The organism is Caulobacter sp. ErkDOM-C, assembly GCF_048541825.1.
Taxonomy (GTDB): domain Bacteria; phylum Pseudomonadota; class Alphaproteobacteria; order Caulobacterales; family Caulobacteraceae; genus Caulobacter.
The window spans coordinates 1,547,134-1,571,194 of the sequence record NZ_CP183332.1; the positions used below are offsets into that span (position 1 = coordinate 1,547,134).

Annotated in this window: 22 protein-coding genes; 21 read left to right on the forward strand and 1 reads right to left on the reverse strand. The window is 63.8% G+C overall.

The genetic code is table 11. From position 1 onward, the window contains the following. The first annotated feature begins 111 nt into the window (after positions 1-111). The 3 genes from proS to ACN2C8_RS07635 are packed head-to-tail and all read left to right on the forward strand — an operon-like array spanning position 112 to position 3,399. Complete coding sequence (gene proS / locus ACN2C8_RS07625) at positions 112-1,440, forward strand: proline--tRNA ligase (RefSeq protein WP_419255234.1); 1,329 nt, start codon at positions 112-114, stop codon at positions 1,438-1,440. Further along, entirely contained in the window at positions 1,440-2,720 is a 1,281-nt protein-coding gene (locus tag ACN2C8_RS07630) for a lipoprotein-releasing ABC transporter permease subunit (protein ID WP_419255235.1), read from the forward strand. Before proS ends, ACN2C8_RS07630 begins: the two co-directional genes overlap by 1 nt. Continuing rightward, the gene (locus ACN2C8_RS07635) at positions 2,713-3,399 is read left to right on the forward strand and encodes an ABC transporter ATP-binding protein (RefSeq protein WP_419255236.1); all 687 of its coding nucleotides are present in this window, start codon (positions 2,713-2,715) and stop codon (positions 3,397-3,399) included. Before ACN2C8_RS07630 ends, ACN2C8_RS07635 begins: the two co-directional genes overlap by 8 nt. A gap of 12 nt (positions 3,400-3,411) precedes the next feature. On the opposite strand, the gene ACN2C8_RS07640 is transcribed toward ACN2C8_RS07635, so the two are convergent. Beyond that, the gene (locus tag ACN2C8_RS07640) at positions 3,412-4,368 is read right to left on the reverse strand and encodes a nucleoside hydrolase (RefSeq protein ID WP_419255237.1); all 957 of its coding nucleotides are present in this window, start codon (positions 4,366-4,368) and stop codon (positions 3,412-3,414) included. A gap of 156 nt (positions 4,369-4,524) precedes the next feature. Here ACN2C8_RS07640 and sidA point away from each other — a divergent pair, with 156 nt between their 5' ends. The 18 genes from sidA to lpxB all read left to right on the forward strand — a co-directional run bounded on the left by sidA (position 4,525) and on the right by lpxB (position 23,892). Continuing rightward, positions 4,525-4,614: a cell division inhibitor SidA gene (sidA, locus tag ACN2C8_RS07645; RefSeq protein ID WP_156111316.1), complete on the forward strand. Its 90-nt coding sequence runs from the start codon at positions 4,525-4,527 to the stop codon at positions 4,612-4,614. A gap of 24 nt (positions 4,615-4,638) precedes the next feature. Next, entirely contained in the window at positions 4,639-8,070 is a 3,432-nt protein-coding gene (gene dnaE / locus ACN2C8_RS07650) for a DNA polymerase III subunit alpha (protein ID WP_419255238.1), read from the forward strand. 37 nt (positions 8,071-8,107) lie between these two features. Next, on the forward strand, positions 8,108-8,458 hold the full coding sequence (locus ACN2C8_RS07655; protein WP_419255239.1) for a GFA family protein: 351 nt from the start codon (positions 8,108-8,110) through the stop codon (positions 8,456-8,458). A gap of 248 nt (positions 8,459-8,706) precedes the next feature. Continuing rightward, entirely contained in the window at positions 8,707-9,591 is an 885-nt protein-coding gene (gene rpsB, locus ACN2C8_RS07660) for a 30S ribosomal protein S2 (RefSeq protein ID WP_419255240.1), read from the forward strand. Between the two features lie 96 nt (positions 9,592-9,687). Further along, complete coding sequence (gene tsf / locus ACN2C8_RS07665) at positions 9,688-10,626, forward strand: translation elongation factor Ts (RefSeq protein ID WP_419255241.1); 939 nt, start codon at positions 9,688-9,690, stop codon at positions 10,624-10,626. Between the two features lie 234 nt (positions 10,627-10,860). Continuing rightward, positions 10,861-11,583 carry a UMP kinase gene (pyrH, locus tag ACN2C8_RS07670; protein WP_419255840.1) on the forward strand — a complete coding sequence of 241 codons (723 nt, stop codon included), beginning with the start codon at positions 10,861-10,863 and terminating at the stop codon, positions 11,581-11,583. A gap of 22 nt (positions 11,584-11,605) precedes the next feature. Beyond that, positions 11,606-12,172 carry a ribosome recycling factor gene (gene frr / locus ACN2C8_RS07675; protein ID WP_419255242.1) on the forward strand — a complete coding sequence of 189 codons (567 nt, stop codon included), beginning with the start codon at positions 11,606-11,608 and terminating at the stop codon, positions 12,170-12,172. Positions 12,173-12,215: 43 nt separating this feature from the next. Then, on the forward strand, positions 12,216-12,995 hold the full coding sequence (gene uppS / locus ACN2C8_RS07680) for a polyprenyl diphosphate synthase (protein WP_419255243.1): 780 nt from the start codon (positions 12,216-12,218) through the stop codon (positions 12,993-12,995). Further along, positions 12,973-13,821, forward strand: coding sequence for a phosphatidate cytidylyltransferase (locus ACN2C8_RS07685; RefSeq protein ID WP_419255244.1), 849 nt, complete (start codon positions 12,973-12,975; stop codon positions 13,819-13,821). The genes uppS and ACN2C8_RS07685 overlap by 23 nt, the downstream gene beginning before the upstream one ends. After that, entirely contained in the window at positions 13,809-15,008 is a 1,200-nt protein-coding gene (gene dxr, locus ACN2C8_RS07690; RefSeq protein ID WP_419255841.1) for a 1-deoxy-D-xylulose-5-phosphate reductoisomerase, read from the forward strand. The genes ACN2C8_RS07685 and dxr overlap by 13 nt, the downstream gene beginning before the upstream one ends. A gap of 19 nt (positions 15,009-15,027) precedes the next feature. Continuing rightward, positions 15,028-16,512 carry an RIP metalloprotease RseP gene (gene rseP, locus ACN2C8_RS07695; RefSeq protein ID WP_419255245.1) on the forward strand — a complete coding sequence of 495 codons (1,485 nt, stop codon included), beginning with the start codon at positions 15,028-15,030 and terminating at the stop codon, positions 16,510-16,512. Between the two features lie 17 nt (positions 16,513-16,529). Next, positions 16,530-18,893: an outer membrane protein assembly factor BamA gene (bamA, locus tag ACN2C8_RS07700; protein WP_419255842.1), complete on the forward strand. Its 2,364-nt coding sequence runs from the start codon at positions 16,530-16,532 to the stop codon at positions 18,891-18,893. Positions 18,894-18,895: 2 nt separating this feature from the next. Beyond that, a complete protein-coding gene (locus ACN2C8_RS07705) occupies positions 18,896-19,528 on the forward strand; it encodes an OmpH family outer membrane protein (protein ID WP_419255246.1) in 633 nt (210 codons plus the stop codon). 47 nt (positions 19,529-19,575) lie between these two features. Then, a complete protein-coding gene (gene lpxD, locus ACN2C8_RS07710; protein WP_419255247.1) occupies positions 19,576-20,595 on the forward strand; it encodes a UDP-3-O-(3-hydroxymyristoyl)glucosamine N-acyltransferase in 1,020 nt (339 codons plus the stop codon). A gap of 2 nt (positions 20,596-20,597) precedes the next feature. Next, complete coding sequence (gene fabZ / locus ACN2C8_RS07715; RefSeq protein ID WP_419255248.1) at positions 20,598-21,074, forward strand: 3-hydroxyacyl-ACP dehydratase FabZ; 477 nt, start codon at positions 20,598-20,600, stop codon at positions 21,072-21,074. After that, positions 21,071-21,865 carry an acyl-ACP--UDP-N-acetylglucosamine O-acyltransferase gene (lpxA, locus tag ACN2C8_RS07720; protein WP_419255249.1) on the forward strand — a complete coding sequence of 265 codons (795 nt, stop codon included), beginning with the start codon at positions 21,071-21,073 and terminating at the stop codon, positions 21,863-21,865. The genes fabZ and lpxA overlap by 4 nt, the downstream gene beginning before the upstream one ends. A gap of 9 nt (positions 21,866-21,874) precedes the next feature. Next, a complete protein-coding gene (lpxI, locus tag ACN2C8_RS07725; protein ID WP_419255251.1) occupies positions 21,875-22,717 on the forward strand; it encodes a UDP-2,3-diacylglucosamine diphosphatase in 843 nt (280 codons plus the stop codon). Next, positions 22,714-23,892, forward strand: coding sequence for a lipid-A-disaccharide synthase (gene lpxB / locus ACN2C8_RS07730; protein ID WP_419255252.1), 1,179 nt, complete (start codon positions 22,714-22,716; stop codon positions 23,890-23,892). The genes lpxI and lpxB overlap by 4 nt, the downstream gene beginning before the upstream one ends. The last annotated feature ends 169 nt before the right edge of the window (positions 23,893-24,061 follow it).

A 24,061-nucleotide genomic window follows, 5' to 3' on the forward strand; every position in this document is an offset into this window, starting at 1 on the left:
TTCTTTTCGTTTGAAATGGCTCTCGCGGTCATCTTTTCGCCGCGCGCGTTGCCAAGCTAACGGCCAAGGGGCTATCTCAGGCCCTCGCATTTCCTCGGAGACGTCTTTCTGATGCGCCTGTCGCGCTATTTCCTGCCCGTGCTGAAAGAAGCTCCGTCCGACGCCCAGATCGCGTCGCACCAATTGATGCTGCGCGCCGGCATGATCCGTCAGGAAGCGGCGGGCATCTATGCCTGGCTGCCGCTAGGCCTGCGGGTGCTGAACCGCATCGAACAGATCGTCCGCGAGGAGATGGATCGCGCCGGAGCGATAGAGCTCCTGATGCCGACCCTGCAACTGGCCGACCTGTGGCGCGAGTCGGGCCGCTATGACGCCTACGGCCCTGAGATGCTGCGCATCGTCGACCGTCACGAGCGCGAGCTGCTGTACGGCCCCACCAACGAGGAAATGATCACCGAAATCTTCCGTGGGTCGGTGAAAAGCTACAAGGAGCTGCCCAAGAACCTCTACCACGTGCAGTGGAAGTTCCGCGATGAGACCCGTCCGCGGTTTGGCGTGATGCGCGGCCGCGAGTTCCTGATGAAGGACGCCTACAGTTTCGACCTCGATGTCGAGGGCGCGCGCAAGTCCTACAACCGGATGTTCGTGGCCTATTTGAACCTGTTTGATCGCATGGGCCTGAAGGCCGTTCCAATGCGCGCCGACACTGGTCCGATCGGCGGCGACCTGAGCCACGAGTTCATCGTTCTGGCCGATACCGGTGAAAGCGCCGTGTTCTGCCACAAGGACCTGGTCGAGATGGGCGCGCCCGGCCCCGACGTCGACTGGTATGGCGACCTGCAGCCGCTGGTCGACCAGCGGACAGCGCTTTACGCCGCGACCGAGGAAATGCACGACGAGGCCGCCTTCGCTCAGGTCGCCGAGGGCGACCGGCTGTCGGCGCGCGGCATCGAGGTGGGGCATATCTTCTCGTTCGGGACCAAGTATTCCGAGCCGATGCGCGCTCTGGTCACCGGTTCGGACGGCAAGGATATTCCGGTCCAGATGGGCTCTTACGGCGTAGGCGTTTCGCGTCTGCTGGGCGCGATCATCGAGGCCAGCCACGACGAGGCCGGCATTATCTGGCCCGAGTCCGTGGCTCCCTTCGATGTGGGCATCATCAACATGCGCCAGGGCGACGCGGCTTGCGACGCGGCCTGCGACGCGGCCTACAAGGCGCTGACCACTGCCGGCAAGACAGTGCTCTACGACGACACAGACGCTCGGGGCGGCGCCAAGTTCGCCACCATGGACCTCATCGGTCTGCCGTGGCAGTTGATCATCGGCCCCAAGGGCATCGCCGAAGGCGTTGTCGAGATCAAGAACCGCGCGACCGGCGAGCGCTCGACCGCGTCGCTGGAGTCCGTCCTGGCGGGCCTCACGCAAAGCAAGGCTGGCTAATGAGCGATCTCGGGTCGGCCGGACCGTTCAGCCGCTGGGAGCGGTCCGTCGCGCGGCGGTACCTGTTCGCCAAGCGCAAGAATGGCGGCGTCGCCCTGATTTCGGTGATCTCGTTCAGCGCTGTCATGCTGGCTGTGTTCGCCCTGATCACTGTCATGAGCGTCATGAACGGTTTCCGGGCGGAACTGCTGGGCCGGATTCTGGGCTTCAACGGCCATCTGTACGCCCAGTCGCCTCTGATCAATGGCCCTGACCGGGATGGTGTGATCAGCCGTATCCGCGCGGTGCCTGGCGTTATTCAGGCCGTCCCGATGGTTGAAGCTCAGGCCATGGTCATCGGCCCCAGCCAGGTGACCGGGGCTATCGTGCGCGGGGTGACGCCTCGCGATCTACGCGGCCTGAAGATCATAGCCGATAATATCAAGAAGGGTTCGATGGCCGGCTTTGGCCAGGGCGAGTTCGGCGGCGACATCGTGCTGATTGGCGACCGCATGGCGATCAATCTTGGGGTCGCCCCGGGCGACGCGATCACCTTGATCTCGCCCTCCGGCCCGGCGACGGCGTTCGGGACCTCCACCCGCGAAAAGGACTACATCGTCGGCGGCATCTTCAGCGTCGGCATGAGCCAGTTTGACGAAGCCTATGTCTATATGCCGCTCGACCAGTCACAGCTGTTCTTCGGGCGCGACACCTCGGTCGACTATGTCGAGATCAAGGTTGATGACCCCGATGACGCCAAGGCCCTCAAGCCGGCCGTCGAGGCCGCCAGTGGTCCGGGCGCGCTGGTCGCCGACTGGATGGACAAGAACCATAGCTACTTCACGGCCCTGCAGGTCGAGCGGAAGGTGATGCGGTTGATCCTCTTCTGCATCGTCGCGATCGCCACGCTGAACATCATTTCCAGCCTGGTCATGCTGGTCAAGAACAAGGGCAAGGACATCGCCATTCTGCGCACCATGGGGGCAGGGCAGGGATCGATCCTGCGCATCTTCCTCATGGCCGGCGCCTCGATCGGCGTTGCGGGCACCCTGACGGGCCTGCTGCTGGGGGTGCTGTTTTGCGCCTACATCACGCCGATCCAGAACTTCGTGGAATGGGTGACGGGCACGGCCGTTTTCAGCGCCGACGTCTATATGCTCTCGCACATCCCCGCGAAGATCGACTGGGCCGAAGTGGGCGGCATTGTCGGCCTCTCGGCCCTGATGAGCATCGCAGCGACCCTGCCGCCGGCCTGGCGCGCCTCGCGTATCGATCCGGTAGAGGCGCTGCGCTATGAGTGATCCTGTTCTGTCTCTGCGCGGCGTCGAACGCGTTTACAAGACCGAAGCTGGCGATCTGCCCGTGCTGCGCGGCGTCGACATCGATGTCTATCCAGGCGAGGTCGTCGGACTGATCGGCCCCTCGGGATCGGGCAAGTCGTCGCTGCTGCATTCGGCCGGTTTGCTGGAACGTCCTGACGCCGGCCTCGTGGCTCTGGGGGGGCGCGACTGCTCGAAACTGTCGGAAAGGATCCGCACGCGGATCCGCCTGGGCACGGTGGGGTTCGTCTACCAGTTCCACCACCTGCTGCCCGAGTTCAGCGCGCTCGAGAACGTGGCCATGCCCGGCCTGATCGCCGGGCGCAGCCGGGCCGAGGCGGAGGGGCGGGCGCTTGAGTTGCTGACGGAGCTTGGCCTCAGCGCCCGGGTGAACCATCAGCCGGCCCAGATGTCGGGTGGCGAGCAACAGCGCGTGGCGATCGCCCGCGCCTTGGCCAACAAGCCGCAACTGCTGCTGGCCGACGAGCCGACGGGCAATCTGGATCCGGCAACCTCGGCAGCGGTGTTTCAGTCGCTCTACAGCCTGGCCCGTGGCCAAGGTGTGGCCGCGCTGATCGCCACGCACAACATGGATCTGGCGCGCTATATGGACCGGGTGTTCGCGCTCAGAGACGGCCATCTTGAGCCGCAGACCTTCTAAGGTCGCGCTCGGCTAAAGCAGCGCCTGGCGTATCGCGGCGAAGAAACCGCTCCGGTCGATCTTCTTGATCACCCGGGCATTGGGCGCCCTGCGCTTGAGCGCTGGATCAGCGATCTCGATATCGGGCAGGATGGCGTGCGATACGCTCAGATAGCCTCGCGTGAGCTCGCCCAGAGTCTCGACATCGACGACGGCCTGCTCGGCTTGCAGGATCAGGCTCTCATCCAGCGCGACGGCACATGTCAGGGCGTCCGGGTGCAGGCTGCCGCTCAGACCTTCGGTGTCCTGAGCGAAGGCCAGCGAGGCGCGATTGACGTCGGTGAAGAACCGGGCGCGGGGCGTGCCCATGGCCTCCAGTTCGGCCAGTTGGGAGATATCCAGCAGGCCGTCACGCAGCGTCTCGGTCCAGGTCACGATGGACAGCTTGAAGCCGGCGTTGATCACGATCTTGGCCGCTTCAGGATCGGCATAGAAATTGTACTCGGCGGCGGGGGTCACGTTGCCCACGCCGTTGTCGGTGCCGCCCATGACCCAGAGATGTTTGACAGCCTCGGCGATCCGCGGTTCGCGCAGATAGGCCAGCGCAATATTGGTGAGGGGCGCCTGGGCAATGACCGTGATCTCGCCCGGAGCCGCCATGACCCTTCGCACGATCTCGTCCACCGCGTGACCTATGGCCGGGCGCTGTGCGGCGAGCGGATAGCCCATGTCGCTCATGCCGTCCGCGCCGAACACATAGGCCGCATCCAGCGGCGTGCGGGAAAATGGAGTTTGGGCGCCCAGATAGACCGGCACGCTTCGGGTCTCGCAGACCTCCAGCGTGACCAGCGCATTCTCGGCATGCTGGACAAAACCGACATTGCCGTGGGCGATCGTGATCGCCTCAACGGATACGCCCGGGTGGGTCAGGGCGAGCATCAGGGAGAACACGTCGTCCCCGGCGGTGTCTGTATCGATGATCAGGCGCATGGGGCGATCTGAACTGATCCGGTGTCCCGGGCAAAGCCCCCTGGAGGGCTTTCGAATGACTCTCCCAAAGAATATGCGGTGGATCGTGGGGGAACATCTTGTGAACAGAACGAAAGGGGAATATGGAACAAACAAGAAACAACAGTGGAGGTTCCTGTGATCCGTATCGCGCGTGAGTCTTTGGCCCTTGTGTCCGTCGCCAGCTTCGTCTGGATGATGTGCTCGGTCGCCCAGTTGGTGGCCTGAGTCGATTGATTGGAGACGTGGGCGATGTCGGGCAGCGAAGGACAGGGTTTCGTCCACCTTCGGGTCCGTTCTGCCTACTCGCTGCTAGAAGGCGCCATCAAGGCTGACGTGATCGGCAAATTGGCCGAGGCCGCGGGGATGCCGGCGGCGGGTCTGACGGATCGGGCCAATCTGTTTGGCGCTCTGGAATATTCCTCCTACGCCAAGGATTCGGGGATCCAGCCGATCATCGGCTGCGCGCTGCCCGTGTCAGGCATCGGCACTGGTCCAACAGAGCGATGGGCGCGAGCGCCGACGATCACGCTCCTGGCCCAGAGCGAGCGGGGCTATCTCAATCTTTCCGAGCTTTCGTCGATCGCTTACCTGGAAAGCGGTGATCTTGCCGAGCCGATCGTGCCGTGGTCCAAGGTGGTCGAGCACGCTGAAGGACTGATCCTGCTATCGGGCGGCGTCGATGGTCCGGTTGACGCGCTGTTCGCCGCCGGAAAGAGCACTGAAGCGATCCAGGCCCTGGCCGAAATGAGCCGGGTGTTTGGTGATCGGTTCTATGTGGAATTGCAGCGTCATGGTCTGCCGCGTCAGGCCGCCGCAGAGCCGGGTCTGGTGAACTGGGCCTATGAGCACGACGCGCCGCTGGTCGCGACCAATGATGTGTATTTCGCCAAGGCCGAGCTCTACAACGCGCACGACGCCCTGCTGTGCATTTCTGACGGCGCTTTTGTCGGACAGGATGAACGCCGGCGTGTGACGCCAGAGCACTGGTTCAAGCCGGCGGCCGACATGCGCAAGCTGTTCTCGGATCTGCCGGAGGCCTGCGACAACACCCTGGACATCGCCCGCCGCTGCGCCTTCCTGGTCAAGAAGCGTGATCCGATCCTGCCGAGCTTTCCCACAGGCGACGGACGTAGCGAACCGGATGAACTGAAGCATCAGGCCCGCGAGGGTCTGCGGGCAAGACTCGCCGAAAATCCGCTGGCAGTCGATGAGCAGGTCTATTGGGATCGACTGGATTTCGAGCTGGGCATCATCATCAAGATGGGTTTCCCCGGCTACTTCCTGATCGTGTCGGACTTCATCAAGTGGGCCAAGTCGCACGGCATCCCCGTCGGCCCGGGCCGGGGTTCGGGCGCCGGGTCGCTGGTCGCCTGGGTGTTGACCATCACCGATCTGGATCCGCTGCGCTTTGGCCTGCTGTTCGAGCGTTTCCTGAATCCTGAGCGGGTCTCCATGCCCGACTTCGACATCGACTTCTGCCAGGAGCGACGCGAAGAGGTCATCGTCTACGTTCAGGAAAAGTACGGCCGCGATCGCGTGGCTCAGATCATCACCTTCGGCTCGCTGCAGGCCCGCGCGGTGCTGCGAGACGTCGGACGGGTGATGCAGTTGCCGCTCGGTCTCGTTGACCGGCTCTGCAAGATGGTCCCCAATAACCCCGCCGCGCCGGTGACCCTGGCCCAGGCGATCGAACTGGAGCCGCGCCTCAAGCAGGCCAAGAAGGAAGACGGCAACGTCTCGGCCTGTCTCGACGTGGCCCTGCAACTGGAAGGCCTGTTCCGCAACGCCTCGACCCATGCCGCCGGCCTGGTGATCGGCGATCGGCCGCTGACCCAGCTGACGCCGCTGTACAAGGATCCGCGCTCCGACCTGCCCGCCACCCAGTTCAACATGAAGTGGGTCGAGAGCGCCGGGCTGGTGAAGTTCGACTTCCTGGGTCTGAAAACCCTAACGGTGCTGGATCGCGCCGTGAAGCATCTGAAGAAGCGCGGCGCAGAGGTCGATCTGGGCAAGTTGCCCTTCGACGACACCAAGACCTATGAACTGCTGGCCTCGGGCCAGACGGTCGGCGTGTTCCAGCTGGAAAGCCAGGGCATGCGTGACACCCTGCGCAAGATGCGGTGCGGGTCGATCGAGGAAATCACCGCTCTGATCTCGCTCTATCGACCGGGGCCGATGGACAACATCGACACCTTCGTCGACTGCAAGTTCGGCCGTAAACCCGTCGACACCCTGCACCCGTCGCTAGAGACGGTGCTCAAGGAAACCTACGGCGTCATCGTCTATCAGGAACAGGTGATGCAGATCGCCCAGATCCTGGCGGGCTACAGCCTGGGCGAAGCCGACCTTTTGCGTCGGGCCATGGGCAAGAAGAAAAAAGAGGAAATGGATCTTCAGAAGATCCGTTTTGTCGACGGCGCCAGACAGAAGAACGTCCCTGAAGAGCAGTCGGGTTCAATCTTCGAACTGGTGGCCAAGTTCGCCGGCTACGGTTTCAACAAGAGCCACGCGGCCGCCTATGCGCTGATCGCCTATCAAACGGCCTGGTTGAAGGCTAATACGCCGGTCGAGTTCCTGGCCGCGTCGATGAGCCTGGATATATCCAACACAGACAAGCTGGCGGTTTTCCATCAGGACGCCCGCCGGTTCGACATCACGGTGCGAGCCCCTGACGTCAATCGGTCGGGCGCGGACTTCGAGGTCGAGAACGGCGAAGTGCTCTACGCCCTGGGCGCGGTGCGCAATGTGGGTCTGGAAGCCATGAAGCACCTGGTCGCCGTTCGCGAGGAGGGCGGCCCGTTCCGCGACATCTTTGATTTCGTCGAGCGGGTCGATCCAAAGCAGGTAAACAAGCGGGCGATCGAAAATCTGGCGCGCGCAGGCGCCTTTGATTCCTTCCACAAGAACCGCGCCCAGATCCTGGCCTCCTCCGACGTCTTGATCGCGCACTGTCAAAGCATCGCCGCTGATCGTCAGGGCGGTCAGCATGCCTTGTTCGGCGGCGATCCATCCGCAGGCCGGCCGCGCCTGAAGAAGACTGAGCCCTGGAACCAGGTCGATCTGCTGGACGAAGAACTGGCCGCTGTTGGCTTCTATCTGACCGGCCACCCGCTTGAAGACATGGTGGGCATGCTGCGCCGTAAACGTACTGCCATGCTGACCGAGGTGATCCCCCAGGCCGAAGCCGGGATGGAAGCCTTCCGGATGTGCGGCGTTGTGCGGCGTCGCCAGGAACGGGCTTCGCAAAGCGGTGAGCGGTTCGCTTTCGTTTCGCTGTCGGATCCAACAGGTGAGTATGAAGTCCTGTTTCCACCCGAGGCTTTGCGCAAATGTCGGGATGTGCTGGAGCCTGGCAAGTCGGTCGCCATCAAGGTGCGCGCCAAGGCCCGGGATGGCGAGGTGCGGTTCTTTGGCGACGACGCCGAACCCATCGAGAAAGCGATCGAGAATGTGGTGGCGGGGCTACGCGTTCATCTTTCGCCCTCGGCGACCGAAATTGACGCACTTAAGAAGCGTCTGGACCCCGCCGCGTCGCAGAAGGGCGGCGAGATCAGTTTTATCGCCGCCATTGGCGGCGGACGGGAAATCGAACTGAAGCTGCCAGGGCGCTATATTCTGGACGCCTCTCTGCGCGGGGCGCTTAAAACCGCGCCTGGCGTAGCGCTGCTGGAAGATGTCTGATCAGGCGCTGAGGCGTCGCTGGCGACAAGGGCGGATTGTGGTGAAGCATCTGGGCGGTTGTCAGTGCGGGAAGGTCCGCTTCGAGGTTGAGGTCGGGCTTGATGACCTGATCACCTGCAATTGCTCGCGTTGTGGCAAGCTGGGTTCGGTGTTGGCGTTTGCCGCCGAGAGCGACTTCACGTTGTTGCAAGGCGAGGAGCATCTGACCGACTATCGCTTCAACACCAGCAAGATCTCGCATCTCTTCTGCTCGGAGTGCGGCATCGAATCGTTTGGGCGAGGTGAGGGGCCAGGCGGGGTGCGAATGGCGGCGATCAACGTGCGCTGTCTGGATGACGTCGACGTCTTTGCTCTCAACCCTGTTCAGGTCAACGGCAAGGCATTCTAGCCCCTTTGATCAGGGTCTTTGCAGCGGGATCGGGGGCGTTCAGACCTCCGCATCGGGCCGTTTCCGGGGTAGAAGACCCGACAAGACTTGCTTTTTGATCCAATCGCGCCTAATTGCGCGCCATTCCACACGCGGACGTTCGGCTGTGACCCGGGGAGACATCCCGGCGCCGCCGTTCCGGTCCCGCTCCAGATGTCTGGGTCGGGGGTGTCCGCGGAGGTTCAACCGGAAGAAGGATTATAGGCCTCATGGCGCTTCCCGAATTCTCCATGCGTCAGCTCCTGGAAGCTGGCGCCCACTTCGGCCACCAGACGCACCGCTGGAACCCGAAGATGGACCGCTACATCTTTGGCTCGCGTTCGAACATTCACATCATCGACCTGTCGCAGTCGATTCCGCTCCTGCACCAGGCCCTGGTGAAGGTGCGTGAAGTCGCCGCCGCCGGCGGTCGCGTGCTGTTCGTCGGCACCAAGCGTCAGGCTTCCGATCCTGTCGCCACCGCCGCCAAGCGCTGCGCCCAGTACTACGTCAATCACCGCTGGCTCGGTGGCACCCTTACCAACTGGCGCACCGTGTCGGGCTCGATCGCGCGTCTGCGCGAACTCGAAGGCATCATGGGTGGCGAAGGCCAAGGCCGTTCCAAGAAGGAACTGCTGCAGCTGACCCGCGAACGCGACAAGCTGGAGCTGTCGCTGGGCGGCATCAAGGACATGGGCGGCATCCCCGACATCATGTTCGTGATCGACACCAACAAGGAAGCCATCGCGATCCTTGAGGCCCGCAAGCTGAACATCCCGGTCATCGCGATCCTGGACACCAACTGCGATCCGGACGGCATCACCTATCCGATCCCGGGTAACGACGACGCCGCCCGCGCCCTGCAGCTGTACTGCGACCTGATCGCCGACGCCGTCCTCGACGGTCTGGCCGCCGGCCAAGCCTCGTCGGGCGTCGATCTGGGCGCCTCGATTGCTCCGATGGAACCGACCCTGGCTCGCGAACTGACCCCCGAGCCGGTGGCTGCTGAAGCCGCCGCCCCCGAGGCAACCGTCCCGGAGGCCGCTCCCGAGGCCGCTCAAGAAGCGACCGCTGAAGCGATCGAAGCTGTCGCCGAAGAGCCGGCTGCGAGCTGATAGGACGACCGTCCTCTCGTTTGAGGACCGTTGTGATCATGACATGCGACCGGGCTATCAAGCCCGGTCGCTAAACGTTTGAATATGGAGGATCTCATGGCTGAAGTGACCGCTGCGCTGGTGAAAGAACTGCGCGAAAAGTCCGGCGTCGGCATGATGGACTGCAAGAAGGCGCTGGTTGAAAACGCCGGCGACATCGATGCGTCCATCGACTGGCTGCGCGCCAAGGGCCTGTCCAAGGCCGCCAAGAAGGCTGACCGCGTCGCCGCCGAAGGCCTCGTCGGCATCGCCGTTCGCATCGAAGGCGCCGGCATGACCGCCGCCGCTGTCGAAGTGAACGCCGAGACCGACTTCCTGGGCCGCAATGAACTGTTCCAGAACGCCGTCCGCAAGATCGCGGCTGTTGGCCTGGACAACGATGGCGTCGACGCCATCAACGCCGGCAAGACCGCCGACGGTGAAGTGGTTGCAGATCTGCTGACCAACCTGATCGCCACCATTGGCGAGAACATGGTTGCTCGTCGGTCCGCGCGCTTCAGCGTCGCCCAAGGCGCCGTGTCGACCTACATCCACAACGCTACTGCGCCCGACCTCGGCCGTATCGGCGTGCTCGTGGCGATCGAAGGCGCCGGCGACCAGGCCAAGATCCTGGAGCTGGGCCGCAAGATCGCCATGCATGTCGCCGCGACCTCGCCGCTGTCGCTGTCGCCGGACGATCTGGACCAGGCCGCGATCGAAAAGGAACGCGCCATCTTCACCGAGCAGGCGCTGGAGTCGGGCAAGCCCGCCGCCGTCGTCGAGAAGATGGTCGAAGGCCGCATCCGCAAGTTCCTGGAAGAGGTTGTGCTGCTGAAGCAGGCCTTCGTCATGAACCCGGACCAGACCGTCGAGCAGCTGGTCGCCGAGACCGGCAAGGAACTGGGCTCGCCGCTCACCGTGAAGGGCTTCGTTCGCCTGGCCCTGGGTGAAGGCGTCGAGAAGGCTCCGGTCGGCGATTTCGCCGCTGAAGTCGCCGCCATGGCTGGCCAAGCCTAAGACTAGATGAAGCTCCAAGCCCGCTTGGCGGCGCTTGGAGTTTCCGTCTTCGAAGGGCGCGGCGCGTTTGACGCGCGCCGCGCCCTTCTTGCGCCTGCGTCCGCGCATTTTGGCCTTCTGAGGCCATCGGCAGCCGGGCGCGCGCAAAACCGATCCCACTTTTGACGAACGCGCACTATGTTGCGTCCCGACGACTCAGGAAGAGCCCGGCCCATGTCTGAATCCAGCCCCGCCATGCCGAAGCCCTACCGCCGCGTGCTCCTGAAGGTTTCCGGTGAAGTGCTGATGGGCGACACGCCCTACGGCATCGACACCAACACGGTACAGTCCGTCGCCGAAGATATCGCCGAGATCGTCAAATCAGGCGTCGAACTGTGTCTGGTGATCGGCGGCGGCAACATCTTCCGCGGCATGGCTGGAGCCGCAAAGGGCATGGAACGCTCTAGCGCCGACTATATGGGCATGCTGGCCACCGTCATGAACGCCTTGGCCATGCAGGACGCACTTGAGCGGATTGGCGTGTCGACCCGCGTGCAGTCGGCCATTCCGATGGCGACAGTCTGCGAGCCCTACATCCGGCGCCGCGCCCAGCGTCACCTGGAAAAGGGCAGGGTGGTGATCTTCGCCGCCGGAACGGGCAACCCCTTCTTCACAACCGACACCGCCGCCGCCCTGCGCGCCGCCGAGATGCAGTGCGACGCCCTGTTCAAGGGCACTAGCGTCGATGGGGTCTATACCGCTGACCCGAAGAAGGACGCTTCGGCCGAGCGGTATGACCGCCTGACCTATATGGACGTGCTGGCCAAGGACCTGCGGGTCATGGACGCCTCGGCCGTCGCCTTGATGCGCGACAGCAATATTCCGATCGTGGTCTTCTCCATCAAGGGGCGCGGCAATCTGCTGAACGTCTTGCGAGGCGAAGGCACCTTTACCGTCGTCGCCCAAGACGCCGCCTAACTCTAGCGAAGAGAGCCCAGCCATGGCCGCCGCCGAAAAGCCAGTTCTGTCCCGCTACAAGGAGCGCATGGAGAAGTCCGTGCTGGCCCTGAAGGAAGATTTCGCCGGATTGCGCACAGGTCGCGCCTCGTCCAACCTGCTCGATCAGATCGTGGTCAACGCCTACGGCTCCATGGTCCAGCTCAACACCGTCGCTTCGATCAGCGTGCCTGAGCCTCGCCAGATCAATGTCAATATCTGGGACAAGGGCGTTGTCTCGGCCGTGGAAAAGGCGATCCGCAATTCGGATCTTGGCCTAAATCCGGTGGTCGAAGGCAACAACCTGCGCATCCCGATCCCGCCGCTGACTGAAGAGCGTCGCAAGGACCTGACCAAGATCGCCGGCAAGTATGCCGAGGCGCAAAAGGTCGCCGTGCGGAACATTCGCCGGGACGCCAATGACGACCTCAAGAAGGCCGAGAAGGCCAGCGTCATCAGCGAGGACGAGCTGAAGAAGATGGAAACCGAGGTCCAGAAGATGACCGACGAAGCCATCAGGAAGGTCGACGAGGCCTTGAAAATCAAAGAGCAAGAGATCATGCAGGTTTAGGCGCCGACCTGAGTAACAGGACGGTTAGGGAAGGCTTGAAGCAATGTCGGCGACGACCGGCCTGCAAGATGTTTCGGCGCGCGCTGGGGGCGATGCGTCGGAGCGTTCTCTGCATGTGGCCATCATCATGGACGGTAACGGTCGCTGGGCTAAGCGGCGCGGAATGCCGCGCGCTCTTGGGCACCGCGCAGGCGTCAATGCGCTCAAGCGCACGGTAGAGGCCGCGCCGAATCTGGGCGTTGGCGTCTTGACGGTTTTTGGCTTCTCGACCGAGAACTGGAGCCGTCCGGCGCACGAGGTTTCCGAGTTGATGGGTCTGCTGAAGGCCTATGTCGAATCGGATCTGGAGCGCCTGGCCCGGGAAGGTGTCCGGGTGCGGATCATTGGCCGTCGCACGGGGCTTGCTGCCGACATTCAAGAGATCATTGAGCGCGCCGAGCGCCGTACGGCCAGCAATACCAAGTTCATACTTCAGGTCGCCTTCAATTACGGGGGGCGCGCCGACATTGCTGACGCCGCCCGCGCGTTTGCCGAGTCCGTAGAGCGCGGCGAGGCCAAGGCCTCCGATCTCGACGAAGCCGCTTTCGAGGGGCTCTTGTCGACGTCTGCTGCGCCGGCCCCCGATCTCATCGTTCGCACCAGCGGAGAACAGCGGATTTCGAATTTCCTGCTGTGGGAATGCGCATATTCAGAACTCGTGTTCCAGGACGTGCTCTGGCCTGATTACGGACCCGAAGCGCTCTCCGCGGCCATCGCGGAATATCGCGGCCGCGACCGACGCTATGGAGGCATTACTGCCGATGACGTCGCCGTCGCCGGCTAAGCGCTTTAACTGGACGAATTTACGGGTGCGGGTGCTTTCAGCCACCGTGCTCGTACCCACAGTCGTGTCCGCCGTCTGGTTTGGTGACGTCTGGTTCCTGGCGCTCGTTGCGGTCTGCGTCGCGCTGCTGGCCCGCGAGTGGGGCATGATGAGCGCGCCGCATGCGCCAAAGGGCGTGGCTCTCGCCATAGGTGTCGCTGTTCTGGTGGCGGTCGTGGCGGCATTCCGCGGACACTACTATCTGACCTGGCCGCTCTTGGCCGCGGGTGCGATCCTGGCCGCCATAATCGCCCGAGGCGCGGTCGAGCGCCGGGCCGACGCAGCCTATGGCGTTATCTATATTGCGCCGGCGTGCATCGCCCTGGTCTGGTTGCGCATGATCGACGCCGGCCTCAGCTGGACGCTTTTGCTGTTCGCGGTCACCTGGTTCGCCGACATCTTTGCCTTCGTAGTGGGCAGCATCCTGAAGGGACCCAAGCTTTGGCCGAAGTTCTCGCCCAACAAGACCTGGTCGGGATTCTTTGGCGGCCTGGTGGCCGCTTCGATCGCCGCAGTGGGTATCGATGCCCTTTCTGGACAACTGCCGGCCTTGCCGGACATGAACCTGACCTGGCCGGTCGCCGCGCTCATCGGGTTTCTGGGCGGCCTGTCTACGATGATGGGGGACCTCTGGGAATCGATGCTGAAGCGCCGATTCGGCGTGAAGGATTCCGGTGACCTGATCCCGGGTCACGGCGGTCTCCTGGATCGCGTTGACGGCCTGATGTTTGCGGCCATCGTCATTGCCGCAGTACGGCTGATCTATCTGTACGGATTGGCGCGTTGATGGCGGTCCGGCGGGTCGTGGTTCTCGGCTCCACGGGGTCGATCGGTGTTTCGACCCTGGGACTGTTCGAAGCGGCCGGTGTCGAGGTGGAGATCCTGGCGCTGACGGCCGGTCGCAACGTCGAGCGTTTGATAGAACAGGCGCGCCGCTGGCGCCCCGCCGTCGCGGTGATCGAGGACGAAAGTCTGCTGGGCGCTCTGCGCGACGGCTTGAAGGGTACGGGCGTTCGATCGGCGGCGGGGGCTGCGGCGATCATCGAGGCTGCGGCGATGGGTGCCGATTGGGTCATGTCGGCCATCGTCGGAGCCGCCGGCCTGGCGCCGACCTTGGCGGCGGCGCGGACGGGCGCGGTGATCGCCCTGGCGAACAAGGAGAGTCTGGTTTGCGCCGGGCCGGCCCTGCTGCGGATCGCGCGCGAGTCGGGCGGATCAGTGATACCGGTGGATTCCGAACACTCGGCAATCTTCCAGGTTCTGCAGCCGGCCTGTATCCAACGCGTATCGCGCTTGATTCTGACGGCTTCCGGGGGACCGTTCCGCACCTGGACCCGCGAACAGATGGCGGTCGCTACGCCTGAACAAGCCATCGCTCATCCAAATTGGTCGATGGGCGCCAAGATTTCGGTCGATTCTGCGTCCATGATGAACAAGGGCCTGGAAATGATCGAGGCCTCTTATCTGTTCGATACTCCGGAAGAACGCATCGAGGCCGTGATCCATCCGCAGTCCGTGATCCACAGCCTGGTGGAGTACGCCGATGGCTCGACCCTGGCCCAGCTTGGCCCGCCCGACATGCGCAGTCCGATCGCCTGCGCGTTCGCCTGGCCTGATCGGCTGCCCTGGCCCGCGCCGCGTCTTGATCTGGCCGCTTATGGCCAACTCACCTTCGAGCAACCTGATCTGGAGCGTTTTCCGTCCATTACCATCGCCCGAGAGGCGATGCGGCTAGGCGGCGGCGCTCCGGCTGCTATGAACGCAGCCAATGAAGTGGCCGTGGCGGCGTTCCTTGACCGTCAGATCGGCTTTCTCGATATTGCCGCCTCGGTGGCGGGGACCCTGGACCGCATGAATAGCCTAGGGGCCTTGATGGAAGCCGACGCCGATCCGGTTGAGAGCGCCATGACGACGGACGCGAGCGCCCGCCGCATTGCGGCCGAGGTTGTGCGCCAAGTTCACCGCAACAACTGAAGACGAGAAGAAACCCGACATGCTCGGCTTCATGCAATCAGCGGCCGCCTACATAATCGCCTTCCCGCTGGTGATCCTGGTGGTCGTGACTGTTCACGAGCTCGGACACTTCTGGGCGGCCAAGGCGTGCAACGTAGAGATCGACCGATTCTCGATCGGCTTTGGTCGCGCCATTTTCTCCTGGCGGGATCGCGCTGGCGTCCAGTGGCAGATCGGCTGGCTGCCGCTGGGCGGCTATGTTCGGTTCGCTGGCGATGAGAACGCAGCCAGTGTCCCCGATCAGCAGGATCTGGCCAGCCTGCGCACTGCGATCGAAACTCGCGAAGGCAGCGCGGCGGTCAATCGCTATCTGCATTTCAAGCCTCTATGGCAGCGGGCTTTCATCGTCGCGGCTGGCCCTTTGGCCAATTTCGTCCTGGCGATCACGCTGTTTGCGATCCTGCTGGGCGTTTTCGGCGAGACCGTGCGCCGGCCTGTGATCACGGGCGTGAACGCCGGCAGTCCTGCTGCGGCTGCGGGCTTCCGGCAGGGCGACGTGATCATCTCTGCCGACGGACGCAAGGTGAAGAACTTCGGCGAACTGGACAGCTATGCGCTGCTTCGCAGCGATGTTCCGATCCGCTTCAAGATTGAACGCGACGACAAGACGCTCGAACTGGTCGCGACGCCGGCGCTCGTGGACGTTTCGGATGGCTTTGGCGGCAGTCAGAAGGCCGGGATGCTGGGCTTCGGTGCGCCGCCCCTGATCGCCAGTGTCGAGCCGGGTTCGCCTGCCGAGAAGGCTGGCCTGCGACGCGGCGATTTCATTCAGCGCGCCGATGGCGCCGCTATCGGAAGCTTTGAAGATCTGACCCGCCATGTGGCCAAGCGCGGCGGCAATCCCATTGCCTTCCAAGTCTACCGGGGCGGCGAGACGACCACTATCGTCGCAACGCCTGCGATGCTGACCCGGCCTGATGCGGACGGCAAGCCGAAGGCCCGGATGCTGCTCGGGGTCGCTGGCGGCCTGCCCAGCAGCGATATCCAGCGCGTGCGTTACAACCCCATCGAAGCGCTCGTCGGCGGCGTCGCCCGCACCTGGGATGTCCTGGAAACCACAGTCTACTATCTGGGCCGGGTTGTTCGTCTGGAGGTCTCGGCCGAACAGATCAGCGGCCCCATCGGTATCGCCAAGACCTCGGGTCAACTGGCTCAGGCCGGCGCTGCGGGCGCGACCGACTTTCCATCGATGCTGCTGGGTTCTGCGGTAGCCCTGATCTGGCTGTCGGCAATCCTCTCCGTCAGCGTCGGCTTCATGAATCTGTTGCCAATTCCCGTTTTGGACGGGGGGCATCTGTTGTTCTATGCCTACGAGGCTATTGCCAGACGACCGCTCGGCGCGCGTCTTCAGGCGGCAGGCTACAGGGTTGGTCTTGCGCTGCTGCTGAGTTTCATGTTGTTCGCGACCTGGAATGATCTGCAGCGCCTAAGCGTCTTCAAATTTTTTGGCGGGCTGTTCTCTTGAGCGGTCGCCTTCCGTCCATGATTGGTCCCATGAACAAAATTCGCGCCCATAGCGCCGCGTTCGCCACCGGTGTGGCGCTTCTCTTCGGTTCGACCGCGATGGTCGCGCCCGCCGTGGCTTTCGCCCAGGCGGCGCAGACCAGTGTGGTGCAGCGGATCGTCGTGCAGGGCAACGAACGGATCGAGCAGGGCACAGTAATGTCCTATCTGCCGATCCAGCCGGGCGACACCGTGGACGCCCCGCGTCTCGACCTGGCGCTGAAGACCCTGGCGCGGACCGATCTCTTCGCCGACGTGAAGATCGAAATGGTGTCGGGCGATCTGATCGTGAAGGTCGTCGAGAACCCGATCATCAATCAGGTGGTCTTTGAAGGGAACTCGTCCCTGAAGGAAGACAAGCTGAAGGACGAGGTCCAGATCCGTCCGCGCGGCATCTTTACCCGCGCCAAGGTTCAGGCCGATGTGCAGCGCATCATTGAACTCTATCGCCGGTCGGGCCGCATTTCGGCGACCGTGACCCCGAAGGTTGTGGAACTGCCGCAAAAGCGCGTCGATCTGGTGTTCGAGATCAACGAAGGCCCCAAGAGCGGCGTTCTGGGCATCAACTTCCTGGGTAATTCCGAGTATTCGGACAACGATCTGCGCGACGTGATCGTGACCAAGGAGTCGCACTGGTACAAGTTCCTGACCAGCAACGACAACTACGACCCCGACCGGATCGAGTACGACCGCGAACAACTGCGCAAGCACTATCGCAACCGGGGCTATTTCGACTTCCGCGTTGTCTCGTCGATGGCTGAACTGGCGCCGGACAAGAACGGCTTCGCGGTCACCTACACCCTCGATGAAGGTCCGAAGTACAAGTTTGGCAAGGTCACGGTCGAGACCGAACTCAAGAAGCTGGATGGGACGCTGCTGGCCCAGATCCTGCCGGTCCGCACGGGCCAGCTCTATGAAGACGAGCGCATCGAGCAGGCGACCGACGCCCTCACCTTCGCGGCGGGCGCGGCCGGGTTCGCCTTTGTGGACGTGCGTCCCCGGTACGTGCCCAACCGCGAAACCAACACGGTCGATGTGGTCTTCCAGGTTCGCGAAGGCCCGCGCGTCTATGTTGATCGTATCGATATCGTCGGCAACACCCGCACCCTCGACTACGTCCTGCGTCGCGAACTCGAAGTGGCTGAAGGCGACGCCTATAATCGCGTGCTGGTCGACCGCTCCAAGAACAACATCCGCCGGCTGGGCTTCTTCAAGGAAGTCGATATCGAGGAAGTGCCCGGCAGCGCGCCCGACCGAACGGCGCTGCGCGTCAAGGTCGAGGAACAGCCCACCGGCGAGCTCTCGTTCAGCGCCGGCTACAGCTCGGTCGACAAGCTGGTGCTGGACGTTGGCATTACGGAGCGGAACTTCCGCGGTCGCGGCCAGAACATGCGCGGGCGGATTTCCGTCGGCTCGCTGCGTCAGCAGATTGACTTCGCCTTCACTGAGCCGCGCTTCCTGAACCGCAGTCTTGTGGCCGGCGTTGACGTCTATTCGTTCCGTTACGACCTCAGCGACTACGCCGCCTATGACACCCGTTCGTTGGGGGGCAATGTTCGCATCGGCTTCCCGCTGACCCAAAACGCTTCGATGAGCATGCGCTATACGCTGCGTCGCGATGAAGTGAGCGTCTCTGACGGCCTCTGCAACAGCGGCTCGGTTTCGCAGATCCTCTGCCTGCAGCGCGGCGCGTACATGACCTCGCTCGTCGGCTACGGCCTGCGGATCGACAAGCGCAATGACCCGATTCAGCCCACGCGCGGCTGGTTCGCCGACCTGAACCAGGATCTGGCGGGCTTTGGCGGCGACGTGAAGTATCTGAAGACCGAGACCGACGGGGGCTGGTACTGGGGCTTCAACAAGGACTTCATCTTCAGCGCCACCGGTTCGGCCGGCTATATCGAAGGCTGGGGCGGCGACAACGTCCGCATCAACGACCGCTTCTACAAGGGCGGCACCAACTTCCGGGGCTTCGAGACTGCCGGTATTGGCCCGCGCGACATCTCGACCCAGAGCAACTCGATGGGCGCGAAACTATACGCCATCGGCACGTTCGAGTTGACCGTTCCGACGCTTCTTCCCGAGCAGTACGGCATCAAGGCTGCGGTGTTCAGCGACTTCGGTACGGCCGGCTTGCTCGATGACGTCGATCGCCAGTCTTCGACGGGCGTATTCGATCCGAATATCCGCGACAACCTGGGCCTGCGCGCCTCTGCGGGTATCAGTATCGACTGGAAGTCGCCCATGGGCCCCATCCGGTTCGACTTCAGCAAGATCCTTTCCAAGGAAGACTACGACCGGACCGAAACGTTCCGGTTCTCCACCTCCACAAGGTTCCAATGATCATGACTTCCAAGTTCCTGTCCGCGGCCGCTTCGGGCGTCGTCGCCATCGCCATGTCGACCAGCGCCCTGGCCCAGACGGCTCCTGCTGCCGCTCCGGCGATCTCGCACGGCGCACCGATTGCCGGCGTCTGCATCTTCTCGAGCCAGCGGGCCGTCGGCTCCTCGGCGGTCGGCAAGGCCGTCGACGCTCGGCTGAAGACCATCATTGCGCAGGTGAACGCCGAACTGACCGGCGAACGCACGACGCTGGACAACGAAGCCAAGGCGCTGGATGCGAAGAAGGCCACGATGGATCAAGGCGCGCTCGAGCAGCAGGCTGCCGGCTTGCAGGTCAAGGCCAACGCCTGGCAGCGCAAGGGCCAACTGCGCCAGAAGGAAGTCGAAGCCACCGAGCAGAAGGCCCTGTCGCGCGTCTATCAAGAGCTCGATCCGGCCATCAAGCAGGTCTATCAACAGCGCACTTGCGGCATCCTGATGGACCGCGAGTCGGTGCTGCTGGCCAATCCGGCCATGGATATCACTGACGCCGTGGTGGTGGCCCTTGACGCCCGCATCAAGACCCTGACCTTCGACCGCGAACGTCTGGACCAACCGGCCGCCGGCGCTCAAGCTCTGTTGCCGACCAAGAAGTAAGCGAGTCGGCCCGCGCCTTGCGCCGGGCCAGTCGCTGAGAGGACGAGATGCCGGACCCACGATTTTTCGATGACATGGGTCCGGCGTCACTCGAGGAACTGTCGCGTCTTGGCGGGGCCGAACTGGGCGACGTCAGTCTGGGGTCGCTCTCCATCGCCCATGTCGCGCCGCTTGACGCCGCCGATGGGCGAGCCGTCAGTTTCTTTTCTGACGCCAAACGTCGTGACGCGGCCGCCACCACCCAGGCCGGGGCCTGTTTCGTTCGTCCCGAGCACCGCGATCTGCTCGCGTCAGGTTGCGCAGCACTGTTGACGGCACATCCGCAGGCCGCCTGGGCGGCCGCCGCGATGCGGCTGCATGCACCCCGTCGCCACGAGCCGCTGTCGGCCTCCATCCATCCCGATTGCGAGTTGGAAGACGGCGTCAGGCTGTCTCCCGGCGTGACGGTCGGGCAGGGGGCGAGGATCGGGCGCGGAACATATTTGTCGCCCGGCGCGGTGATCGGCCCTGGCGTCACCATCGGACGCGATTGCCTGATCGGGGCCAATGCGGTGATCGGTTTTGCGATCATCGGCGACCGGGTCAGCATCCATGCCGGCGCGGTCATCGGCGAGGCGGGTTTCGGCGCCGCCGGGGGACCGCGCGGGGTGGTCGATCTGCCTCAACTTGGTCGAGTGGTGATCCAGGATGGCGTCACCGTCGGCGCTAACAGTTGCATTGATCGAGGCGCCTTTACCGATACGACGATTGGCGAAAACACCAAGATCGACAATCTGGTGCACGTCGCGCACAACGTCCGCCTGGGTCGTAATTGCGTGCTGGCGGCCTATACAGGGATTTCCGGCAGTACCGTTGTCGGCGACGGCGTCGCGTTCGGCGGCAAGGCCGGCGTTGCGGATCATTTGACCATCGGCCCAGGGGCGAGCATTGGCGCGTCGGCGTCGGTGTTCAAGGACGTGCCTGCGGGCGAAACATGGACAGGGTTTCCGGCGCGGCCGCTCAAGCGGTGGCTCCGAGAAACCGCATGGCTGTCGCGCATGGCGGGCGGCCGGGGAACAAGGGGCTAAGTATGGGCCAAGACATCGCCGAACCGGCGCAAACCGATATCGACATCGCCGAAATCCTGGCCAGGATTCCGCACCGCTATCCTTTCCTGCTGGTGGATCGGGCGGAAGATTATCAACCGCATAAATCGATCGTCGGCATCAAATGCGTGACGATCAACGAGCCTTTTTTTCAGGGCCACTTCCCGGGCAATCCGGTGATGCCGGGCGTCCTGATCATCGAGGCCATGGCCCAGACGGGCGCGATCCTGATGAGCAAGTCGCTGGAGGTCGATACCGAAGGCAAGACCATCTTCTTCATGTCGGTCGACAACGCCCGCTTCCGCAATCCCGTGCGCCCCGGCGAGGTGATCCGCATGGAGGTCGAGGTGACGCGGTCGCGCTCGACTATCTTCAAGTTCAAGGGCGTAGCCAAGGTCAACGACAAGGTCGCCGCCGAAGCCGAGTTTGCGGCCATGGTGGTGGAGACGCCGACCAAATGAGCCAGATCCATCCGACTGCCCTCGTCGCGCCCGGCGCCGAGCTGGGGGCCGATGTCGAAATCGGTCCGTTCTGCACCGTGGGGCCCAAGGTGCGCCTGGGTGATGGCGTGCGCCTGATCTCCCACGCGGTCATCGACGGGGCGACGTCGATCGGCGCCGGTTGCACCATCTATCCCTTCGCCGTGCTGGGCGCTCCGCCGCAGCATCTGGCTCACAAGGGCGAGGATACCCGGCTGGAAATCGGCGAACGCAATCTGATCCGTGAACACGTGACGATGCAGACCGGCACGGTCGGCGGGGGCGGTGTGACCAAGGTCGGTTCGGACAGCCTCTATATGGTCGGGGCGCACGTGGCGCACGACTGCACCGTCGGCGACCGTGTCACCTTCGCCAACAACGCCACCCTGGGTGGCCATGTGACCGTCGGTGATTTCGTATTTATGGGCGGTCTATGCGCCGTGCACCAGTTCAGCCGTATCGGACGCTATGCGTTCGTCGGCGGCGGCGGGATCGTGACCAAGGACGTGATCCCCTATGGCTCGGTCTGGGGCAACCACGCTCATCTCGAGGGTCTGAACCTGGTCGGCCTCAAGCGCCGGGGCTTCAGCCGTGAGGCGATCAACGCCCTCCGCGCCGCCTATCGCCTGTTGTTCGCCGACGAGGGCACCTTCCAGGAGCGCCTTGAGGACGTCGCGGAAATCCATACCGCCAATGCCGAGGTGATGGAGATCGTCGACTTCATCCGGTCGGATAACAACCGTCCGCTTTGCCTGCCCGAGCGTGAGGTCTAGGCTGTTCCGATGCGTAAGCTTGGTTTGATCGCCGGCGGCGGCGCCCTTCCCGTCGAACTGGCGGCGCATTGCGAAGCGGCCGGACGGCCCTTTGCGGTCATGCGGCTGCGAAGCTTTGCCGATCCCGCGCTGGTCCGCTATCGCGGCGTTGAGGTCGGCCTTGGCGAGTTCGGCAAGGTGTTCAAGGCGCTGAAGGCAGAGGGCTGCGAGGTCGTCTGCTTCGCCGGCACGGTCGACCGCCCGGATTTCGCGGCCATCATGCCTGACCTTCGCGGCGTCGCTGTCATTCCTGGCCTGATCAAGGCCGCCCGGCAGGGCGACGACGCCTTGCTGCGCCGCGTGCTTCTTGAGTTCGAAAAAGAGGGCTTCGCAGTCGAGGGCGCGCACGAGGTCGTGGGCGAGATGACCCTGCCCCTGGGACCGCTCGGCGCTCATGTGCCCCGTCCTCAGGACATGCCGGACATTGAACGTGCGCTTCTCGTGGCGCGCGAGATCGGCAAGCTCGATGTCGGGCAAGGGGCTGTGGTTTGCGAGGGGCTCGTGCTGGCGGTCGAGGCCCAGGAGGGAACCGACGCCATGCTCAGGCGGGTCGCCGACCTGCCCCAGGCTATTCGAGGATCTGCCGAAGACCGGCGCGGGGTCTTGGCCAAGACGCCCAAGCCGATCCAGGAAACACGGGTTGATCTGCCCACGATCGGCGTCGCCACCCTGCAGCGCGCTGCACGCGCGGGTCTGGCCGGCATCGTCGGTGAAGCTGGCCGGCTGCTGGTCGTGGACCGCGAGGCCGTGATCGCCTGTGCTGACGATCTTGGGCTTTTCGTGCTGGGGGTCGAGTCCCGGGGCGTGGCGTGACCCGTCCTCTGACCGTCATGTTGGTCGCGGCAGAGGCCTCTGGGGATTCTCTGGGCGCGGGTCTCGCCGAGGCGCTGAAGCGCCGTCTGGGCGATCAGGCCGTGCGGTTCGTCGGGGTGGGCGGCGCCAAGATGGCTGCTGAGGGCATCCAGAGCCCCTTCGACATCGCCCAGTTGTCTATTATCGGCATCGTCGAGAGCCTCAGAGCCTATCCCAGGGCCATGGCGCGACTGAAAGACACGCTGGCGCTCGCGGAGCGGGAAAAGCCCGATGTGGCCGTTCTGATCGACTCCTGGGGCTTCAATATCCGGCTCGCCCAGGCCCTGCGTCTACAGAGCCCTGCGCTGCCTCTGGTGAAATATGTAGCGCCCCAGGTCTGGGCCTATCGGCCCGGCCGGGCGAGGGCTTTGGCCAAGGCCGTTGACCTGCTGCTTTCGATCCAGCCGATGGACAAGCCGTTCTTCGACCGGGCCGGTCTGGAGAGCGTATTCGTCGGCAATTCCGCCCTGGCCAAGGATTTCAGCCAGGCCGATCCGGACCGGCTGCGCGCTGCCATAGGCGCTGCGGCTGACCAGGAGATCCTGCTGGTCTTGCCCGGCAGTCGCCCGTCAGAGATCGAGCGGGTGATGCCGGTCTTTGAAGAGGCCGTGCGCAGGCTGCAAGCCGATCGTCCGAACCTTGCCGTGGTCGTGCCGGCCGCCTCCACCGTCGCTGAAGCCGTCAAGGCGCGCGTGGCGGGATGGCCGTTCCGGGCGCATGTGATCGAGGACGAGGCGCTGAAGGATGACGCCATGGTCGCTGGAACGGTCGCCCTGGCCTGCAGCGGCACGGTGACGACCGAGCTTGCGCTGGCCGGTTGTCCGATGGTCGTGGGCTACCGCACCGGCGCGGTGACCTATGGGCTGCTGAAGCTGCTGTTCAAGCCGCGCTGGGTGACCCTGCTCAATATCGCGGCCGGCAAGGCGGTGGCTCCGGAATATCTGCAGGAAGCCCTCCAGGGCGAGGCGCTTGCGCGAGCGGTTGCTTTCCGATTGGACGATCCGAGCCTCCGCGCCCAACAGATCGCGGAGCAGAGCGCTGCGCTCGAGCAAATGGGGCGTGGGATGCCAGACCCATCGGAGGCTGCCGCAGAGGCCCTGTTGGCCTTCCTAGCCAAGGTGCGGTCAGCGATCTGACCACACCAGGGAGCCGCGGCGCTCTCCCTGTCGCGCTTTGAACCGCTGGGTGTCGCTACGGACTCGGACTATCCTGCACTTCGTGACCCTTGAGACTGGAGACCAGTTTTGGCGATCGATCCGGCAGCGCCCACAACCCCCATCACGCCCGTTCGCGCCACGGGGAGCT

Excerpts from the sequence above, each read along its gene's own strand:
- proS (WP_419255234.1), top strand. The coding sequence starts at position 112 with ATGCGCCTGTCGCGCTATTTCCTGCCCGTGCTGAAAGAAGCTCCGTCC.
- ACN2C8_RS07630 (WP_419255235.1), top strand. The coding sequence starts at position 1,440 with ATGAGCGATCTCGGGTCGGCCGGACCGTTCAGCCGCTGGGAGCGGTCC.
- ACN2C8_RS07635 (WP_419255236.1), top strand. The coding sequence starts at position 2,713 with ATGAGTGATCCTGTTCTGTCTCTGCGCGGCGTCGAACGCGTTTACAAG.
- ACN2C8_RS07640 (WP_419255237.1), bottom strand. The coding sequence starts at position 4,368 with ATGCGCCTGATCATCGATACAGACACCGCCGGGGACGACGTGTTCTCC.
- dnaE (WP_419255238.1), top strand. The coding sequence starts at position 4,639 with ATGTCGGGCAGCGAAGGACAGGGTTTCGTCCACCTTCGGGTCCGTTCT.
- rpsB (WP_419255240.1), top strand. The coding sequence starts at position 8,707 with ATGGCGCTTCCCGAATTCTCCATGCGTCAGCTCCTGGAAGCTGGCGCC.
- tsf (WP_419255241.1), top strand. The coding sequence starts at position 9,688 with ATGGCTGAAGTGACCGCTGCGCTGGTGAAAGAACTGCGCGAAAAGTCC.
- pyrH (WP_419255840.1), top strand. The coding sequence starts at position 10,861 with ATGCCGAAGCCCTACCGCCGCGTGCTCCTGAAGGTTTCCGGTGAAGTG.
- frr (WP_419255242.1), top strand. The coding sequence starts at position 11,606 with ATGGCCGCCGCCGAAAAGCCAGTTCTGTCCCGCTACAAGGAGCGCATG.
- uppS (WP_419255243.1), top strand. The coding sequence starts at position 12,216 with ATGTCGGCGACGACCGGCCTGCAAGATGTTTCGGCGCGCGCTGGGGGC.
- ACN2C8_RS07685 (WP_419255244.1), top strand. The coding sequence starts at position 12,973 with ATGACGTCGCCGTCGCCGGCTAAGCGCTTTAACTGGACGAATTTACGG.
- rseP (WP_419255245.1), top strand. The coding sequence starts at position 15,028 with ATGCTCGGCTTCATGCAATCAGCGGCCGCCTACATAATCGCCTTCCCG.
- bamA (WP_419255842.1), top strand. The coding sequence starts at position 16,530 with ATGATTGGTCCCATGAACAAAATTCGCGCCCATAGCGCCGCGTTCGCC.
- ACN2C8_RS07705 (WP_419255246.1), top strand. The coding sequence starts at position 18,896 with ATGACTTCCAAGTTCCTGTCCGCGGCCGCTTCGGGCGTCGTCGCCATC.
- lpxD (WP_419255247.1), top strand. The coding sequence starts at position 19,576 with ATGCCGGACCCACGATTTTTCGATGACATGGGTCCGGCGTCACTCGAG.
- fabZ (WP_419255248.1), top strand. The coding sequence starts at position 20,598 with ATGGGCCAAGACATCGCCGAACCGGCGCAAACCGATATCGACATCGCC.
- lpxA (WP_419255249.1), top strand. The coding sequence starts at position 21,071 with ATGAGCCAGATCCATCCGACTGCCCTCGTCGCGCCCGGCGCCGAGCTG.
- lpxI (WP_419255251.1), top strand. The coding sequence starts at position 21,875 with ATGCGTAAGCTTGGTTTGATCGCCGGCGGCGGCGCCCTTCCCGTCGAA.